Genomic DNA, 17,404 nt, shown 5'->3' with positions numbered 1-17,404 from the left:
AATTTATAAAATACATTTTTTAGTTTAAATTGTTATTTCTACAATACATATTAATACAATAATTGTAATTTATAAAATACAAAAAATCACAAAAAATGTTTTTTATATATAACAATTTTTATACCTTTGCGTCTGTTAAAAAAGACAGAAATGGAAACATTATTTGAAACTCAAAAAAAGCTGGTACGTAATCTTACAACTGATTTTCATCGTACATTACAGTACAACCTTCCTTGGGACGAAAGGGCTATTATGCTTTTTGGATCGAGAGGTTCGGGCAAAACAACGCTTTTTTTACAACATTTGAAAGACACTTACAAAGGCAACGAAGCTTTATATGTTACCCTAGACGATATATATTTCAGGCAACATACATTGGTGGATACTGCTAGAACATTTGCCCAAAATAACGGAAAAATTCTATTATTAGATGAGGTTCACAAATACCCAGAATGGAGTAGAGAAGTCAAAAATATATACGATTTAATTCCAGAATTGAAGATGCTCATCACGGGTTCATCCATTTTAGAATTAGAAAAATCTGGAGCCGATTTGAGTAGAAGAGTGCTTCATTTTCATTTGCCAGAACTCTCTTTTAGAGAATTTCTAGGCATTAAATATGCTATGGATTTGCCTCATTTTACATTTGAAGAATTGATACAAAATCATGAAAATATTGCAGAAGAGCTCATACAAAAAATTGAAAAACCGCTTTTTTATTTCAAACAATATTTAGAATGGGGTTCGTACCCTATTTTTAAAGAAACAAAATTTGTTCATCAACGGTTGAAGCAAACCATCAATTTGATTATCGATACCGATTTGCCAAGCATTGTTCCTATTGAATTTGCAACTTTGCATCAAGTAAAAAAGTTGTTGTACATCATTGCCCAATCGGTGCCGTTTACTCCAAATGTAACAAAACTGGCAGCACAAGTGGGCTGTAGTCGAACAAAACTCTACGAAATGATAGGCATGTTGCGTGCTGCAAAATTGATTTACGGACTTTTTCATAGTGTGAATACTACTTCGATTTTGAACAAACCCGAAAAAATATTTTTGCATAATACCAATTTGATGTTTGCCTTGAGCGAAAAAAAACCAGAAATAGGCACTTTGAGAGAAACTTTTTTTATCAATATGGTAGAAAGCAATCAAAATACGGTTACTTATACCTCAAAAGGCGATTTTTGTGTAAACGAAAAATATGTTTTTGAAATTGGCGGACGAAACAAAACAGCCCGACAAATACAAGACATATCCAATTCTTTTTTGGTAAAAGACGAAATAGAAACTGGTTACAAAAATTCGATTCCCCTTTGGTTATTCGGCTTTTTGTACTAAATTAAACGATTAAAAAAGCCAATAATTAAAAAAAAAAACAAAATAGCACCGTAAGAAAATGGATTTTATCACACACTTAGAAAACGTATTTTTAGAACATAAAAATCCAGAGCAGGCATTGTCAATGGAAGCCTATATGAAAGATAATTTTAAATTTATTGGAATTAAAACCGAACTTAGAAGGAGCCTTCAAAAAACAGTGTTCGAGAAATACCAAACCGAATTGATCAACAATTTCAGACAAATAATAACAACTTTGTTTGAAAAAGAGTCGAGAGAGTTTCATTATTGTGCCATAGAAATTGGTATGAAATATTTCAAAAAAAACTACCAAGAATCTGATATTTCAACAATAGCGTATTTACTTACTACCCATTCGTGGTGGGACTCTGTCGATGTAGTGGCAAAATATTTACTTGGCGGATACCTACAACATTTTCCAGAAAAAAAGTTTTTAGTGATCGAAAATTTTTCCAACAGCAACACGATGTGGCTCAACCGCAGTGCCATTATTTTTCAATTGAGCTACAAGGACAAAACAGATTTTGAGCTACTAAAATCCGAATGTGAAAAACACAAAACATCAAAAGAATTTTTTATTCAAAAAGCCATCGGTTGGGCCTTGCGAGAGTATAGCCGTTATAATCCAAATGGAGTTTTGAATTATGTTGCGGAAACAAATTTAAAACCATTAAGCAAAAGAGAAGCCTTACGAAACATAAAATAAAAAAAAGGCGGTCCAATTTTTGTTTGGACAGCCTTTTAAATGCTTATTATGTAACGTGTTTTGCGTTAGGGATAGTAGTGAAAATCTTTTAGAAGCTCTCAAAAGGGGGGGGGTATTGCACGAATATAGTTTCTGAATGTGGTAATCAAAAAAGATTATTTCACAATATGATATTTCTTTTGGTGTTCAAAGAACGTTGTTTGCAACAGAAGTCCGACCCTTTGGGAACGCCCAAACAAACATTTATAACATTATTGTTGTATATAAATCAGCTTTTGTTAAGCATTTTTCAAATTGATCACTTCCTGATCTGTAAGAAAACGCCAATTTCCTCTAGGCAAATTTTTCTTGGTCAATCCCGCAAACGACACCCGGTCTATTTTCAAAACATCGTAACTAAAATGTTCAAAAATGGCCCGAACAACTTTTACATTCGCTGTCCGAAGTTTCAAACCTATTTCCGATTTGGGTTCGTTTTCTATGTAGCTAATGTCTTCTACAAACACCTTATGTCCTTCAAGCACCATTCCTTTGCTGATTTTTTCTAAATCCTCAAATTTCAAATTTTTGTCCAACGAAACTTGATATATTTTAGGCGATTTTTGATTTGGTAACGAAAATTTCCGAATCATATCCGTATCGTTTGTAAACAATAGCAAGCCCGTAGTATTCTTGTCCATCCGTCCAACAGCTGCAATTTTAGACGTAGTAGCCCCTCGCAAAAGGTCCAAAACATGTCGATGCTCTTGCCCTTCGTCCATCGATGTAGTAAAATTTTTGGGTTTATTCAATAAAATATATTCCTTTTTTTCGGGCGTTATCACACTTCCATCAAAGTTCACTACATCGCCAGGCTTTACCATATAGCCCATTTCGGTAACCGCAACACCATTCACTTTCACATTCCCCGATTGGATATAAATATCGGCATCTCGCCTAGAACAAGCCCCAGAATTGGCAATATATTTATTCAATCGAATCTCGTCCGATACCTTTTGCCGTTTAGCAGCCTGTTGTGGTTTTTTGTCCATCATAGTTACTTTTGCAGCCTCCTCTCCATTTTTTGGTTTCGCTTTTTTCCCCTGAGCCCTTTTGGCCATTGGAGGTTTGGGCTTATTAGAATGAGGTCTTGTACTATTAGACCGTCCTGTTGTTTTATCCTTTTTTCCAGCTCTATTATTCATCTAAACATTAATTTTGGCAAAGATAGTGTATTTTTTCAAATGTAAAACATCATATATTTTGGGAAAGCATTTTGATTTCAAGAACTTAGCTTGCATTTCAGGGCCAAAAAAAAAAAAATGTCTAAACAAAACAGAGCATTTCAAGCTGCTACAAAACATATTTTTTTATTTGGGCACCTATTCCGCCCTCCGTTCCCGCTTTTTTTTTGGCCGCAAACCTATCAAACCGTCGAGCGGCCAAAAAAAAGAGCTCCACTCAGGTCGGGGTGCAGTTCAAGGCACCAACAATTTTCAATCAACACCGCCACCCCAACTGTCAAACAGCTACTCTTTTCGTTTCAATCTAATGATATTTTCAGGATACACTATTACTTTTACAATATATATTGGAGCGTCAAATGTTTGTTTCAGCGTTGCCTCGCCATTCAAAATATGGCGGTAGCCAATGCCCGTGCCTAAACCAAACCACGGAACAACCTTATAATTTACTTGTGCAGAAAATTCATTTACAATCAAATTCCGATTAACATTACTTACAATTTCGTCATTAATCTCTTTCTGAAAACGAGGCTTTCCATAGCCAATTTGTTCCGTTGCAAATACCTGCCATCGATTGTCTTTATAAATAATCCAATCATTAAAAACACTCAAATACCAAAAATGCAACACATTTGTTTCATTAATCTTCTTCTTTTTATTGTAATAATCAAAACTTACAGGATTGACAATAAATGATCCACCAATTCCAATTCTAGCCAGTTTGTTGTATTGCATGCCCACTTTTGCCCCAAAAATGGTGATGTTTATCGAATTGATACTCGAAAAACGGTTGTCCAATTGAAAAGAAGGCTTCCATTTTCTACCTTCAAAATCTTGAGCATGTACCTGTATAGCAAACAGCCCTAGCATCATAAAAACCGTTCGTATCCCGTTTTTTTTCATTATAATACACTTATTAAAATCAATTAAAGGAATTGCCAATGGATACGATTTCAAAGCACCATCAAATTACAACCCCTAATATCCGAATGGTCAAACCTGCCCAATACTTCAAACGTTCCGTTGTCATACCTTTTGCCTAAATCTTGGGTAGCTATAAACGAGCACGAATGGATATTGGCCAAATCAATCACATTAATACCCCCAGTTTTGCCGTTTGGCACATAGCTCAAAGCATCTTCGGTATCTCGAACCAATACTTGCATCCAAGCCGGACATTCAAACACCCCATGACCAAACGAATAGGCCTGCGACAAAAGCTCGGTCATCCCATATTCAGAATGAATACCAGAAACCCCAAACCCCTTACACAAAATCCCATGCAACTCTTCCCTAATCAGTTCTTTTCGGCGGCCTTTCATGCCACCAGTTTCCATTACAATAGTGTTGTGCAGCTCCAGCTGGTACTGGTCCAAAACGTCCAATAACCCAAACGTAACCCCAATAAGTAAAGTGTTTTTTCCTTGTTTTTCGAGTTCTTGAATCTTACTTACTAATTTGTTGTGGTCGTTCAAATAAAAACCACTGTCTGGATTGTTACTTTGTGCTATCAAATCGGCCACCATATATATTAACGAACTCCCCGTTCGTTCCAAATACGAAGGCAAAAGGGCTAAAATGGTATAATCCTGAATGTTGCCATAAAACTGTGTAAAAGCATAACGGTAGCTTTTTTCGTACATAGCAACATCGCTAACAAAATGACTACTTGTTGTTGCCCCCGTGGTACCACTACTTGTAAATACTTGTTCAATAGATTTTGAACCAGAAATGATTTGATGAGTTTTGAAAAATGAAATAGGCAAAAATGGAATTTTCCGAACCGATTTTATTTCTAAAACATTTATTTTCAAGTGGTTACAAAATTCCCGATACACTACATTATGTTCATATTGATAACGAAAAACTTGTAAAGCTATTTTTTCAAATTGCTTCTGATTTTTGATATTAAAAATAGCATCCGATGGTATCAAGGTTTTTTTTGGTGGCAAAGATAGCAAAAAAACCGCATAATAATATCAGAAAAAAATTATAATTGCTATATACAATCACAATCCCTGACCAACCCAGCCTATACAGTTCCCCCGTTTGCCAATCAAAACACTTGGGATTAGCACAATAAAAACGGGGAAATAGTTTTAAAAATGAAAAATAGTTTTATATTTGTAATGTAATATTGAATGAACAAAACATTATACAATTCAAAAAACGCAACAAGAAATAGACGCAATATGAAAGCAACCCATAACCACTTGAAAATGAACAACAATACAAAAAACGCAATAGGTAAAGTTGCGTATATTAACTAGTTGCATGAAACCTTATGACGAAAATCACGCATAAAAATTGTAGCGGGGAAAAGAAGCCGAACAGATACCCAAAAAAGATAGTAGGTAAATTTAAAAGTAGTTTTATGAGAAAAATTTTTGTTTTAACATTATTATTAAAAATGATTATAACATTTGGTCAAGTAAAGTCAAATAAAGCAATTGACAAATCTTGGAAAAATAAATATGAGAGTATAACAGAAAATTATTATCAAAGTTACTCATTAGTTGTTCAAAATGGTAAATATGGTTTTGTAGATAAAAATGGCGTAATAACAACACCATTAATTTATGACTACTTATATGGTAGTATTCTTGGTCTATCAGGTGCTGAAATTAATTCTGAAGATGGTAAAAGAATAAAGGGTTATATAAGTATAAAAACAGGTAAAGTAATTATTCCTATTATTTACGACGAAGCATATCACGAACAAAATGGTATATTTTATGCTAAAAAAAATGGAGAAATTTATAGATATAATAGTTCGGGTAAATGTATTGAAGGTTGTACAAATAAAACAATTGCCAAAAATTCAAATACATCACAAGGAAATAATAGAACTAAGACAACAATTACAAAAACGAAAGAACCTGAAAAATTGCTGAAAACACCAGAAAACTATAGAAATCAGATTGAATTATATAATAAACTCGCACAAGAATTTGTTGTTAAATATAAAAATGAAATTTCACCAAATACAGGTAAAGATGAAAAATTTGCATTTCATCCAGATGATTATGATTTAGACGAAAGAGAAGTTACATTAGGTTGGTTAGCAGGAACTTGTAGAATTTGCCCGAAAGAGCCTTTTTTGATATATGGCAAGATTAACATAAAAACTATGACTTTTAATTGGGAAAAAAATAATGCAGCGGTTTCTAATGCTTCTAATTTTAATGAAATTTTACGAAGTTCAAAATCAAGTTCTTCAGATAGTTCTTCATCTAATTATAGTATTGAATTTGATGGTGGTTGGTCAAATAATAGTAAAGGTGCAACAAGAGATATAAAAGTATATAGAAATTCTGAATATGACGGAAGTGGAGAAATTGAGTATTTTTATAATACCCATAAAGATGGTTATTACATAAGAATTAAATATAGTATGAAATCCACAGAGGGTTATCATTATGATTTAAATAAAAGAGAATTGTCACACGAAACTTTTGGAGGATATGGCTCTGCTTTTAAGAGTGGTATTTCATTTGACGAAGCAATAAATGAAGTAATAAATGACTTTAAAAATAAAATTAGATAAAGGCTTCTTGCAACAAGGTATTTGCAAAAAAGTGGATTCGGTGCTTAATCGAAGTTCAGTAATTATTTTGTAACTTTGGTACTTAATTGAAGGATAGTGCATTTTAGCCCGCTTCTTCGCAAATACCCGGGCGTTGTAGCCAATGCTAAAAAAAATAGAATAAATGATAAAAACAGAATTCGGAACTTTTGATGGCAATAAATGGGAAAGTGTTTCTCAATTATGTTTTAAGAATAATTTCAGAGAAGAATCTTATCAAGAAATTAAAGCAACTCCAGGCGATTATGGCATCGAAGGATTCACTAGAACAGGAAAGGCTTTTCAATGTTATTGCCCAAATGAACATTATTCTACCAATGACCTTTATGAAAAACACAGAGATAAAATATCCAAAGACTTAAAAAAACTTAAGACATTCGAAGGACAATTAAAAAAAGTCTTAGGAACTACCAAAATCAAAAAATGGTACTTCGTTACTCCTATTTACGCTAAAAACGATATTGTACAACATTGCTCGCAAAAAAAAGAAGAAGTCAAAAGTTGGAATTTATCAATAATTGACAATAATGATTTTGAAGTAATATTTGAGGACATTAGTTTTTTACACCCATTTTTAAATACCGCTATTGAAAACTCAAAAATAAAAATTAACGTCATTCCTAAAACACAAATAGAATCTCATGACAAGTTAAAATGGAAAGACTCTAAAATATCATTAATTGAAAATTCTCAAAATAAAAACGCTCATAGAATAAATTCTAGTTCTACAAACTTTGATGCAAATCTAGACAAATTAGTTGATATAAACGTTCAAAATTATTTAGAAGGGAACAACATATTAATTAAATGGAATGAAGATTATTCATTAGATTATGAAAATTTTTTAAATATTACAAGTGTAATTGAATCAGAAATTGAAGAAAGATGTATAACAAATACTAAAGACCCAAGCGATTTATATGAAGAATTTAGAGTTTTATTAAAAAGTGAATTACAAAATTCATTCAAAAATTTAGCTCCACAAATGATTTCTAAATTAACAAATTGGGCATTAGCTGACTGGATATTTAGATGTCCAATAAATTTTGAATAAATGGAATTATACGCTGAAAGAATTACATTTTCTAAGAAACCAATCTCTATTCCTTCTGAATATAGACCTTCATATACTATTGGAATAATTGTGTTAATATTAAAAATTTGTTGTCAAAGTTATAAATCTAGCCTTCTGAAACTTCATTTAATAAATTGGGCTTTGAAAAGTAATGAAAATAAAGATTCATTAAAGAATTTTGTCCTAAGTAATTATACTGAAAGTTCAAAAACTTGGGGAATTGAGCCAAGTTTAAACAGAGCTTTAAATTATTCTGTCCACGAAGGAATTTGCTCAACAATTGATGGAAAATATCAACTAGAGGAAAAAGGAGAGCTTTTTTATCAAAAAATACTCGAAGATTCAGAATACTTAAAAGAAGAAATTGATTTCTTAAATTTCTTAGGAAAAAGAAAAATCACTGATAGTCGTATAGATTTAATTTATAAAAAATGGAAAAACCAAAATGCTTAAAATAAATAACATAAAAATAGATGTAAATACTAATAATGGTCTTTTTGGTACTTTCCATACTTTTAAAAATGGATTAAATATTATTAGAGGAAATAATACAAGTGGAAAAAGTAGCTTGTTCCAAGCTATTGTATATGCACTTGGTTTTGAGGAATTAATTGGTGGTAGATTTGAAAAAACAATGCAATCTGTTTTAAAAGACCAAGTAGAATATCCCAAAAATACATTTCATAGTGTGCTGCAATCTTTCGTTTTATTAGAAATTGAAAATGCAAATGGAGACATAATTACAATACGTAGGTTTGTTCAAAGTCCTAATAGAAAGTCTCAATTAATAGATGTTTATTATGGAAGTCTACTGGCTAATACAGGTTTGGAAAGTCGACCAATGTTTATTCACGATAATGGAGGTGCGTCTGACGAAAATTATGGTTTCCATTTATATCTTGAAGAATTTCTAAATTGGCAACTTCCAAAAGTTTTAACAAATAAAGGAGACTTACGGAAAATCTATATCCAACAAATCGCTTCAAGTTTTATAATTGAGCAAAAATCAGGTTGGTCAGATTTTTTTGCTACAATGCCTATTTATGGTTTAAATAATAAAGAAGCTAGAATTGTCGAGTTCATACTAGATTTGGACGTTTATGATAATAAAATGAAGAAACAAGAATTAAGTATTTCAAAAAGAATTCTTGAAAATGATTGGTTGAATTTAAAAAGAAGGTTTGACAGGTTTAAAGAAAAAGGTGGAGGAAAATTAATTGGCTTATCTGATTCTCCTATGATCATTAATAACCTCGATGAAATTAATATTCAACTTTCAAAAGATAAAAATGACTATTCAATATCAAATTATTTAGATATTATTATTGACGAGTTTGATAATTTAAATCAAAAAGAAACAGTTACCGTTAAAGATAAAATAAATGATGATGAAAGTTTAATTGTAAAAAAAGAAGAACAATTAATTCAAACAAGCTTTGACATAGAAATGTTATCAAGTGAATTAACATTTGACAAACAAAAAATAAGTAATTTTAATTATCAATTAGAAAACTTAACTGAAGATTTAAGAAAGAATAAAGGAGCCCTTAAAGTACAAAAAATGGGAGCTGAGATTAATTTAAAAGTTTCTCAAAACAATTGCCCAACTTGTAGTCAGGAAATAAATGACTCCTTACTCCCATTATCTGTGAAACAGGTACCAATGCGTTTAGAAGATAATATAAACTTCTTATCTGCCCAAATCAAAATGCTTGAAGTGAACATAGAAAGCCTAGAGCTAAATATAGTTAGCAAAGATAGCAATATAAATAAATTAAGAGTCTCTCAAAACAATCTGAGAAGTCAAATAAGAGAACTAAAAAAAGAGTTAACTTCTGACGATAGACTTCCTTCAATAGTTGACATAGAGTATAAATTAAATTTAAAGAAAAGAATTGAGTTTTATTCAAGATATTTAGAGGACTTCGCTGAACTAAAAGAAGAATTATCTTCTCTTTCTAATAAATGGAAAAAAATATTAGAAGATCAAGAAAAACTAAAAAAAGATACATTTTCTCCCAATGACATTTCGAAATTAAAATCATTATCTGACAATTTTAAATCACTTTTAAGTGCATTTAATTACAGTAGTAAAGCAATAAATGATATAGCAATTTCAGATGAAAATTATTTACCTTTAGCTAAAAAACCTAATGACGATCTTGTTTATAACATTAGATTTGACTCTTCCGCCAGTGATTTTGTAAGAAGCATTTGGGCTTACACATGTAGCTTATATAAAACTTCAAATGAAAAACATGGGAATCATCCAAATCTATTAATGTTTGACGAACCGAAACAACAGGATTTATCAATAAATGATTTTACAAGCTTTCTGAAAGAATTGGCTACATATAAAAATGCTCAAACTTTACTATTTGCTTCATTTGAAAATTCAGACGAAACTTTTGAAAAGGCAACATCTGACATTGAATTTCATTTGAATTACATTGACGAAAAATTAATTAAGCCAATTGAATAAAAGCACTATCTACAACAGCTAGAGTTTCGTTGCGGCTGAAAGCCGAGCAATGAATTAAAATCAACGAATACCTATAAAAAATAAAAATACATAAGTTAAACCGATTATATTCACGATCCTTATGGGTTTGTCGAAAAGTTTTTTGTTAGCATTTCAAGAAGAATTAGTTCGTCTTTTTTTTGGAAAATTTGTAAATAAATGCTATTTTATTTCAATGGGTTTTATTATTTTTGAAAAATATTTAACGGCAGTTTTTTCACAGAATGACGTTAAATTTCAATAAAAATATTTTTACAATCTTATATTAGTTAATGTAATAAAAAAATCAATTTTATTTACAATTATTCAAATCAAAAAACCCTAATTTATTTTTCACAAATTAGGGTTTTTGTTTGTATGACCTTGTTTTATTTAATTTCCAATAGTAATTACTGTCGAAACACCATTGCTTGTAAATATAGCGGTATTATCACATTCTCCCGTGCCATAATCTAATGTGGCGGTATGGTCGTTGCGAACAAAGGTAATAACACCCTTTACAATCAATGGTTTGTTTACGGCTACACAACTCATTTTTATCATCAATGGTGTGGTTATGGTGCTCGTTTGAACCGTAGTGTTTGGAAAAGTGGTGGTCCAGGCTCCTGTTACTTTATAAATATTGTCTGTCCAAGATGGGGTACTGTATCCTTCAACAATTTCTCTAACTCTTTGTCCTACACGAGTAAACGTTGTTCCATTTGGTCTTGTCAAAGTCAAATCCATGTTCATTGTAACAATTGGATGTGGTAACGATGTAGCCGTTGCAGGGGTTAGTGATCTTGTAAATGTTTTGCTGCCACTTAGCATATTGTCGTTGTGATAAAAATTCTCAAACGTATAAGTTACCGTGTGTGTTGTTGCTGTTGGCTGATAAACAAAGGTCATGATAATTTTTCCTTTCAAAATATTTCCATTGTTGATAGCACAGCCTGTTGTACCAAAATCGACTGTTTTTGTAACTGTGGTTCCTGCAGTAATGGGCGTTCCAAATGCTGGTACTCGAGTAACCGTAGCACAAGGAGGCAAGGTATTGTTTTCTAAACTTGGTGTGGTTTTGTTTGCCGTATTGACCATAGTAGCATCGTACTGATCTTCAATAAGTTGCGACACATCGTCTGAGGCAACATCAATTTTTGCATTTACAGCGGCTTCATCTGCTGTAATATTAGACGTATCGTCTTTGTCTTTCGTACAACTCACAGCTGTTAGCACGATGGCCAACCCTAAGGTAAAAAGTTTTAATTTCATGGTTTTTATCAATTTTAAAGTTAAAAATTTGTTGACTTACTATTTTATTTCAAATCCTATAACGATTTTTTAACAAAATTAGTATATTTTGAATAATAGACTCTTAAAAAGTCAAAAAGTTTAATAGACATCCAAAAAAAATCAAAATTAGTTTTGTTACTATTAAACATAATAAGTACCTTTGAACTTTGATGAATACAACAGCACAAATAAAAAAACCGATACAATCAGAAATGGAACTTTTCGAAAAAAAGTTCTATGATTCTATGAAATCGCAAGTGGCACTGCTCAATCGGATAACGTATTATATCGTAAACCGAAAAGGCAAACAAATGCGACCCATGTTTGTATTTCTAACCGCTAAAATGCTCAATCAAGGCAGCATAAACGAACGCACTTATAGAGGTGCCGCAGTTATAGAGCTGATACACACCGCTACATTAGTACACGACGACGTGGTAGATGACAGTAACAGACGACGTGGTTTTTTTTCGATAAATGCCCTTTGGAAAAACAAAATTGCTGTTTTAGTTGGCGATTATTTGCTGTCAAAAGGATTGCTTTTATCAATAGATAATGGTGATTTTGATTTGTTGAAAATCATTTCAGTAGCTGTTAGAGAAATGAGCGAAGGAGAGCTGTTGCAAATAGAAAAAGCCAGAAGATTAGACATTACGGAAGCTATTTATTATGAAATCATCAGAAAAAAAACAGCTACACTTATTGCTTCTTGTTGTGCATTAGGTGCTCAATCGGTCATTGACGACACGATTTTGGTTGAAAAAATGCGGCAATTTGGCGAATTAATTGGAATGGCTTTTCAAATAAAAGATGATTTGTTTGATTATACAGACGATGCCATTGGCAAACCAACAGGTATCGACATCAAAGAGCAAAAAATGACCCTGCCACTTATATATGTGCTCAATCATTGTACTGCATCTGAAAAATCTTGGCTGATCAATTCTATAAAAAACCACAATAAAAATAAAAAACGAGTAAAAGAAGTCATCGCATTTGTTATTGCTCAAAAAGGGTTGGAGTATGCCGAAAACAAAATGATAGAATTTCAAAACGAAGCCCTAGCCTTGTTAGACCATTTTCCAAATTCAGAATACAAAGCCGCTTTGATTTTGATGGTTAATTATGTAATTGAACGAAAAAAATAATAAAAAGATTTACTTTTTATGTTTTTTTGAATGTATTGGTTTTTTTATCAAAATGATAAGGACAATGTTTGCAACCATTTTTGCAACAATAACCACGTTTTAAATGGTATTGAGCCGTAAAAACTTTATATCCCATTTCCGAAAGATAGTAATCTTCGTTGAGAATTAATTTATTGTTGTTGTTAGACTTTTCCATGATGCAAATTTACAAATAAAATAATGCTACTCCTCATTTCTAAATATTTTGTCCCAAAAGGTTATGTTGGTATAACCATTTTCCCATTTGTGTTTTTGAAAAACAAGCAATTGAAAAACAATAAATGCTTGATCAACCACGAAAAAATCCATCTCAAACAACAACTAGAGCTTCTTATCATTCCGTTTTTTATATGGTATTTGATCGATTTTTTCATTCAATATTACCGATTCAAAAACAAAAATGCAGCATACAGAAATATTGTTTTTGAAAAAGAAGCTTATGCAAACGAACAAAATTTGAATTATTTAACCGAAAGAAAAATGTATGATTTTTTGAAATATATAAATAAATGACCCCAATAAATCAATTGATATACAAAGACGAGGCTAAAAATATTGCGGTATATATGAAACGAATCGATAGGATACATCCACAAATATCGGGCAATAAATTTTATAAATTGCAATACAATTTGAAGCAAGCATTGGCTGAAAACTACAAAAAGGTGCTCACCTTTGGGGGGGCTTTTTCAAATCATATAGCGGCAACTGCTTTTGCGGGTCAATCGCTTGGTTTACAAACCATTGGCGTGATAAGAGGCGAAGAATTGGTCCACAAAATAGACGATAATCTAACCCTAAAACAAGCACAAGAGTATGGCATGACATTTGAGTTTGTATCGCGAGAGACCTACAGAAACAAAAACACATCCGAATTTTTAGCAACTCTAAATGAAAAATTGGGATCCTTCTACACCATTCCCGAAGGGGGAACAAACGCATTGGCCATAAAAGGTTGTGAAGAAATTCTTGATTTTAATGACAAAAATTTTAATTATATTTGCACCGCTGTTGGCACTGGAGGTACCATTTCTGGATTGATTAATAGTGCCGAAGCCCATCAAAAAGTTTTAGGCTTTCCGGCATTAAAAGGATCGTTTTTAAATGACGACATACAGCAATGGACTACCAAAAACAATTGGGAACTTATTCAGGATTATCATTTTGGAGGCTATGGCAAAATGACTGTTGCCTTAATTGCGTTTATGAACCAATTTTTGGAAGCCTATCAAATACTTTTAGATCCTGTTTATACAGCAAAGATGGTTTTTGGCGTTTTTGATTTAATTGAAAAACAATATTTTGAAAACAATGCAACCATATTGATGATTCATACAGGAGGTCTTCAGGGTATTGAAGGTATGAATCGGGTTTTAGAAAAGAAAAAAATAAATAAAATAAATATAAAATGATTAAGAAAATTGCTTTTTTCGGCCTTGTTATTTTAGCAATGGGTTGCAAATCAAGTAAAAATTATGCACCAAATTCGACTAATTTGAATAATAGAAACAAAAAAGTGCAAGCCGTTACTGCCATTCCAAAAACACTCGACGACGGCACTATCGAAATGCGATCTGATGCAGAAGTGCTAGAGGCTACAACCCGTGTAAAAGTAACTACGGAAATGATTTTGAATTACATTAAAACCTATAAAAATGTAGCTCAAGACGATATGAAAAAATTTGGTATTCCTGCCAGTATCACATTGGCACAAGCCATATTAGAGTCAGGTGCGGGTACTGGCCCATTGAGTGTAAAGGCAAACAACCATTTTGGAATAAAATGCCATGCCGAATGGACAGGAGCTAGCATTTTGTACAACGACGATTCGCCTAACGAATGTTTTAGAAAATATGAAAATCCGAGCCAATCCTTTGACGACCATTCTCAGTTTTTGTCTAAAAGAGACCGTTATGCTGGCCTATTTTTGCTCGAAAAAAATGATTATGCTGCATGGGCCAAAGGACTTAAACAAGCGGGCTATGCAACAGATGTTAAATATCCCGAAAAATTAATTTCTATTATCGAAAAATACAAATTGTATCAGTACGACGAGGCTGTTTTGGGCATAAAAACACCCATAAATCCAAAACCAACAGAAACACCAAAAACCAACAACCCAATTAACAACCCACAAGAAACTGTTGTAAATAAAACTTTTCATACTGTTCAGCCCAAAGAAACTTTTTATTCAATTGCCAAAAAATACCATTTGACGGTGGCTCAATTACAACAAATCAACAACATTACCGATGGCAAATTGAATATTGGAATGACATTAAATGTCGATCCAAGTCAAACAAGTGCAGTACAAGCTCCAAGTATGACTCCAAAAAATACTACAACCACGGTGGCACCAAAAGAAAGTATAGCCACTACAACTCCAATGGAGGTAGTAAAAGACAGTATTCCAACCGTTGTAAATCCCAACGAAGTAGCTGTACATGACCCAGTTGCAAAAACAATTTGGTACAAAGTGCAACCCAAAGACACCTTTTATGGCATTGCCAAAAAGCACAACATGAGCGTAGCACAATTGCAACAAATCAACAACATTACCGATGGCAAACTCTCTATTGGCATGTCGTTAAAAGTGGCTTCAGACATACAAACCGCTGTTTTGCCAAAACCCGAAAACCCAACGGCAGTCAAACCAGATACGGCATTACCTACAAATGATGCAAAACCAGATGTAGTATATTATGTAGTACAGCCCAAAGACACCATGTATTCGATAGCCAAAAAATTCAATCTAACCATAGAAAAATTACAAGAAATAAATCAAATAACCGACGGAAAACTTTCTGTTGGTTTCAAATTAAAAGTCAAATAACATGTTATACAAACGCAGTAGTGCCTTATTTGCCGAAGCCGAAGCCGTAATTCCAGGAGGAGTTAATTCGCCCGTTCGAGCATTTAAAGGAGTAGGGGGAACGCCCATTTTTGTAAAAAGTGCCAAAGGAGCTTATCTAATAGACGAAGACAACAACCGATTGATAGACTACATCAATTCTTGGGGCCCCATGATTTTGGGTCACGCCTTTGAGCCCGTTGTTCAAGCAGTAATAGCAAAAGCAAAATTGGGAACTTCCTTTGGAATGCCCACGGCTCTCGAAACCGAAATTGCCACATTGGCCATTGCAATGGTACCCAACATCGATAAAATCAGATTTGTAAACTCGGGTACCGAGGCCTGCATGAGTGCCATCAGATTAGCAAGAGGCTACACCAAACGAGACAAAATTATCAAATTTGCAGGGTGCTACCACGGACATTCTGATTCATTTTTAATTCAGGCGGGTAGCGGTGCCAGTACCTTTGGCACACCCAATAGCCCCGGAGTTACAGCAGGCACCGCAAAAGATACCTTGCTGGCAAATTACAATGATTTAGAAAACGTACAACACTTGATAGTCGCCAATCCAAACGAAATTGCAGCCGTCATCATAGAGCCTGTAGCGGGCAACATGGGGTGTGTGCCGCCACAAAAAGGATTTTTAGAAGGCCTACGACAATTGTGTACCACAAACAACATTTTGCTTATTTTTGATGAGGTCATGACGGGCTTCCGATTGGCAAAAGGGGGGGGCCAAGAACTATTTGACATCCAGGCCGACATCGTTTGTTTTGGCAAAGTAATAGGTGGCGGCTTGCCCGTTGGGGCTTTTGCAGCCCGAAACGAAATCATGAACTACCTAGCCCCAATGGGTCCTGTTTATCAAGCAGGAACACTCTCTGGAAACCCCTTGGCCATGGCCGCAGGACTTGCCATGCTCCAATCCATTCAAAACGACGAACATTTATTTGAACGATTAGAACAAAAAACAGCCTATTTGCACAACGGCATCGAAAATGTATTGATTCAAAATCAAATCGATTTTACGATAAACAGAGTAGGCTCGATGATTTCGGTTCATTTTGATGCGAAACCCGTAACCAATTTTGAAACAGCCAAAAATGGCGACAACCCATTATTCAAAAAATTCTTTCACGGATTGTTGGCCGAAGGGGTTTATATTGCACCATCGGCCTACGAAACTTGGTTTATAACCGATGCCCTCACTTATGACGATTTGGATTTTACCATCAAAGCCATTGATAAAGTAACCAAAAATTTTTAAAACAATAAAAACCGTTTCAATACAAATGAAACGGTTTTTTTTTGAATCATAATAAATATTCCATACAATTAACATTTGGGCGTGCCCCTCCGTAATCTACGGGTCGGGCTATCCGTTCCAAACAATGTTCATTGAACTCCAAAAGAAATATAATATTGTGAAATAATCTTATTTACCCCAAAAAGTGGGGCAAAAAAGGATTTCCACTGCAATCCCTCACGCAAAAGAACAGTAAAATAAAATCATGAGTATATTTAATTGAATGTATAGAATATTCCCCAAATAATTATAAACAATAATAGATAAGATTACAAATTACAAAGCAATTGATTTTCAATGAATTAAATG

16 protein-coding genes are annotated in these 17,404 nt (G+C 33.2%); 11 read left to right on the top strand and 5 right to left on the bottom strand.

The features are described 5' to 3' along the window. Positions 1-150: 150 nt before the first annotated feature. Together B0A58_RS11675 and B0A58_RS11670 are read left to right on the top strand one after the other, a co-directional pair. Entirely contained in the window at positions 151-1,344 is a 1,194-nt protein-coding gene (locus B0A58_RS11675; protein ID WP_089081205.1) for an ATP-binding protein, read from the top strand. 58 nt (positions 1,345-1,402) lie between these two features. After that, positions 1,403-2,071, top strand: coding sequence for a DNA alkylation repair protein (locus B0A58_RS11670; RefSeq protein ID WP_089081204.1), 669 nt, complete (start codon positions 1,403-1,405; stop codon positions 2,069-2,071). 278 nt (positions 2,072-2,349) lie between these two features. On the opposite strand, the gene B0A58_RS11665 is transcribed toward B0A58_RS11670, so the two are convergent. The 3 genes from B0A58_RS11665 to B0A58_RS11655 all read right to left on the bottom strand — a co-directional run bounded on the left by B0A58_RS11665 (position 2,350) and on the right by B0A58_RS11655 (position 5,228). After that, the gene (locus tag B0A58_RS11665; RefSeq protein WP_089081203.1) at positions 2,350-3,255 is read right to left on the bottom strand and encodes a pseudouridine synthase; all 906 of its coding nucleotides are present in this window, start codon (positions 3,253-3,255) and stop codon (positions 2,350-2,352) included. A gap of 324 nt (positions 3,256-3,579) precedes the next feature. Continuing rightward, entirely contained in the window at positions 3,580-4,197 is a 618-nt protein-coding gene (locus B0A58_RS11660; RefSeq protein ID WP_089081207.1) for a hypothetical protein, read from the bottom strand. Positions 4,198-4,247: 50 nt separating this feature from the next. Continuing rightward, entirely contained in the window at positions 4,248-5,228 is a 981-nt protein-coding gene (locus B0A58_RS11655; RefSeq protein WP_089081206.1) for a LuxE/PaaK family acyltransferase, read from the bottom strand. Between the two features lie 440 nt (positions 5,229-5,668). Here B0A58_RS11655 and B0A58_RS11650 point away from each other — a divergent pair, with 440 nt between their 5' ends. The 4 genes from B0A58_RS11650 (at position 5,669) to B0A58_RS11635 (ending at position 10,437) form a co-directional block, all read left to right on the top strand. After that, positions 5,669-6,841 carry a WG repeat-containing protein gene (locus B0A58_RS11650; protein ID WP_165766334.1) on the top strand — a complete coding sequence of 391 codons (1,173 nt, stop codon included), beginning with the start codon at positions 5,669-5,671 and terminating at the stop codon, positions 6,839-6,841. Between the two features lie 163 nt (positions 6,842-7,004). After that, positions 7,005-7,934 (top strand): hypothetical protein, encoded by a 930-nt coding sequence (locus tag B0A58_RS11645; protein ID WP_089081201.1) that lies wholly within the window; start codon positions 7,005-7,007, stop codon positions 7,932-7,934. Further along, complete coding sequence (locus tag B0A58_RS11640) at positions 7,935-8,408, top strand: hypothetical protein (RefSeq protein ID WP_089081200.1); 474 nt, start codon at positions 7,935-7,937, stop codon at positions 8,406-8,408. It begins immediately after the preceding gene. Continuing rightward, positions 8,401-10,437 carry an AAA family ATPase gene (locus tag B0A58_RS11635; RefSeq protein ID WP_089081199.1) on the top strand — a complete coding sequence of 679 codons (2,037 nt, stop codon included), beginning with the start codon at positions 8,401-8,403 and terminating at the stop codon, positions 10,435-10,437. The genes B0A58_RS11640 and B0A58_RS11635 overlap by 8 nt, the downstream gene beginning before the upstream one ends. A gap of 411 nt (positions 10,438-10,848) precedes the next feature. On the opposite strand, the gene B0A58_RS11630 is transcribed toward B0A58_RS11635, so the two are convergent. Then, a complete protein-coding gene (locus B0A58_RS11630) occupies positions 10,849-11,727 on the bottom strand; it encodes a hypothetical protein (protein ID WP_089081198.1) in 879 nt (292 codons plus the stop codon). 191 nt (positions 11,728-11,918) lie between these two features. Here B0A58_RS11630 and B0A58_RS11625 point away from each other — a divergent pair, with 191 nt between their 5' ends. After that, a complete protein-coding gene (locus tag B0A58_RS11625) occupies positions 11,919-12,896 on the top strand; it encodes a polyprenyl synthetase family protein (RefSeq protein ID WP_014084843.1) in 978 nt (325 codons plus the stop codon). Between the two features lie 16 nt (positions 12,897-12,912). Here B0A58_RS11625 and B0A58_RS11620 read toward each other — a convergent pair whose 3' ends face one another. Further along, complete coding sequence (locus B0A58_RS11620) at positions 12,913-13,092, bottom strand: DUF5522 domain-containing protein (RefSeq protein ID WP_044032288.1); 180 nt, start codon at positions 13,090-13,092, stop codon at positions 12,913-12,915. 23 nt (positions 13,093-13,115) lie between these two features. Between B0A58_RS11620 and B0A58_RS11615 the strand changes: the two genes are divergently transcribed. Genes B0A58_RS11615 through hemL form a run of 4 tightly spaced genes read left to right on the top strand, consistent with a single transcriptional unit; the run spans position 13,116 to position 17,056 of the window. Then, positions 13,116-13,448: a hypothetical protein gene (locus B0A58_RS11615; protein WP_089081197.1), complete on the top strand. Its 333-nt coding sequence runs from the start codon at positions 13,116-13,118 to the stop codon at positions 13,446-13,448. Then, positions 13,445-14,347 carry a 1-aminocyclopropane-1-carboxylate deaminase/D-cysteine desulfhydrase gene (locus B0A58_RS11610; protein WP_089081196.1) on the top strand — a complete coding sequence of 301 codons (903 nt, stop codon included), beginning with the start codon at positions 13,445-13,447 and terminating at the stop codon, positions 14,345-14,347. Before B0A58_RS11615 ends, B0A58_RS11610 begins: the two co-directional genes overlap by 4 nt. Next, positions 14,344-15,768: a glucosaminidase domain-containing protein gene (locus B0A58_RS11605; RefSeq protein ID WP_089081195.1), complete on the top strand. Its 1,425-nt coding sequence runs from the start codon at positions 14,344-14,346 to the stop codon at positions 15,766-15,768. Before B0A58_RS11610 ends, B0A58_RS11605 begins: the two co-directional genes overlap by 4 nt. Before the next feature lies 1 nt (position 15,769). Next, the gene (hemL, locus tag B0A58_RS11600) at positions 15,770-17,056 is read left to right on the top strand and encodes a glutamate-1-semialdehyde 2,1-aminomutase (RefSeq protein WP_089081194.1); all 1,287 of its coding nucleotides are present in this window, start codon (positions 15,770-15,772) and stop codon (positions 17,054-17,056) included. Positions 17,057-17,404 lie beyond the last annotated feature (348 nt).

The organism is Flavobacterium branchiophilum NBRC 15030 = ATCC 35035, from assembly GCF_002217205.1.
Classification (GTDB): Bacteria; Bacteroidota; Bacteroidia; order Flavobacteriales; family Flavobacteriaceae; genus Flavobacterium; species Flavobacterium branchiophilum.
The sequence above is the reverse complement of the archived record's forward strand: the minus strand, read 5'-3'. Positions and strand labels throughout refer to the sequence as shown.

Bases quoted from the DNA above. Each gene is read 5' to 3' on its own strand.
- B0A58_RS11675 (WP_089081205.1), top strand. From the start codon at position 151: ATGGAAACATTATTTGAAACTCAAAAAAAGCTGGTACGTAATCTTACA.
- B0A58_RS11670 (WP_089081204.1), top strand. From the start codon at position 1,403: ATGGATTTTATCACACACTTAGAAAACGTATTTTTAGAACATAAAAAT.
- B0A58_RS11665 (WP_089081203.1), bottom strand. From the start codon at position 3,255: ATGAATAATAGAGCTGGAAAAAAGGATAAAACAACAGGACGGTCTAAT.
- B0A58_RS11660 (WP_089081207.1), bottom strand. From the start codon at position 4,197: ATGAAAAAAAACGGGATACGAACGGTTTTTATGATGCTAGGGCTGTTT.
- B0A58_RS11650 (WP_165766334.1), top strand. From the start codon at position 5,669: ATGAGAAAAATTTTTGTTTTAACATTATTATTAAAAATGATTATAACA.
- B0A58_RS11645 (WP_089081201.1), top strand. From the start codon at position 7,005: ATGATAAAAACAGAATTCGGAACTTTTGATGGCAATAAATGGGAAAGT.
- B0A58_RS11640 (WP_089081200.1), top strand. From the start codon at position 7,935: ATGGAATTATACGCTGAAAGAATTACATTTTCTAAGAAACCAATCTCT.
- B0A58_RS11635 (WP_089081199.1), top strand. From the start codon at position 8,401: ATGCTTAAAATAAATAACATAAAAATAGATGTAAATACTAATAATGGT.
- B0A58_RS11630 (WP_089081198.1), bottom strand. From the start codon at position 11,727: ATGAAATTAAAACTTTTTACCTTAGGGTTGGCCATCGTGCTAACAGCT.
- B0A58_RS11625 (WP_014084843.1), top strand. From the start codon at position 11,919: ATGAATACAACAGCACAAATAAAAAAACCGATACAATCAGAAATGGAA.
- B0A58_RS11620 (WP_044032288.1), bottom strand. From the start codon at position 13,092: ATGGAAAAGTCTAACAACAACAATAAATTAATTCTCAACGAAGATTAC.
- B0A58_RS11615 (WP_089081197.1), top strand. From the start codon at position 13,116: ATGCTACTCCTCATTTCTAAATATTTTGTCCCAAAAGGTTATGTTGGT.
- B0A58_RS11610 (WP_089081196.1), top strand. From the start codon at position 13,445: ATGACCCCAATAAATCAATTGATATACAAAGACGAGGCTAAAAATATT.
- B0A58_RS11605 (WP_089081195.1), top strand. From the start codon at position 14,344: ATGATTAAGAAAATTGCTTTTTTCGGCCTTGTTATTTTAGCAATGGGT.
- hemL (WP_089081194.1), top strand. From the start codon at position 15,770: ATGTTATACAAACGCAGTAGTGCCTTATTTGCCGAAGCCGAAGCCGTA.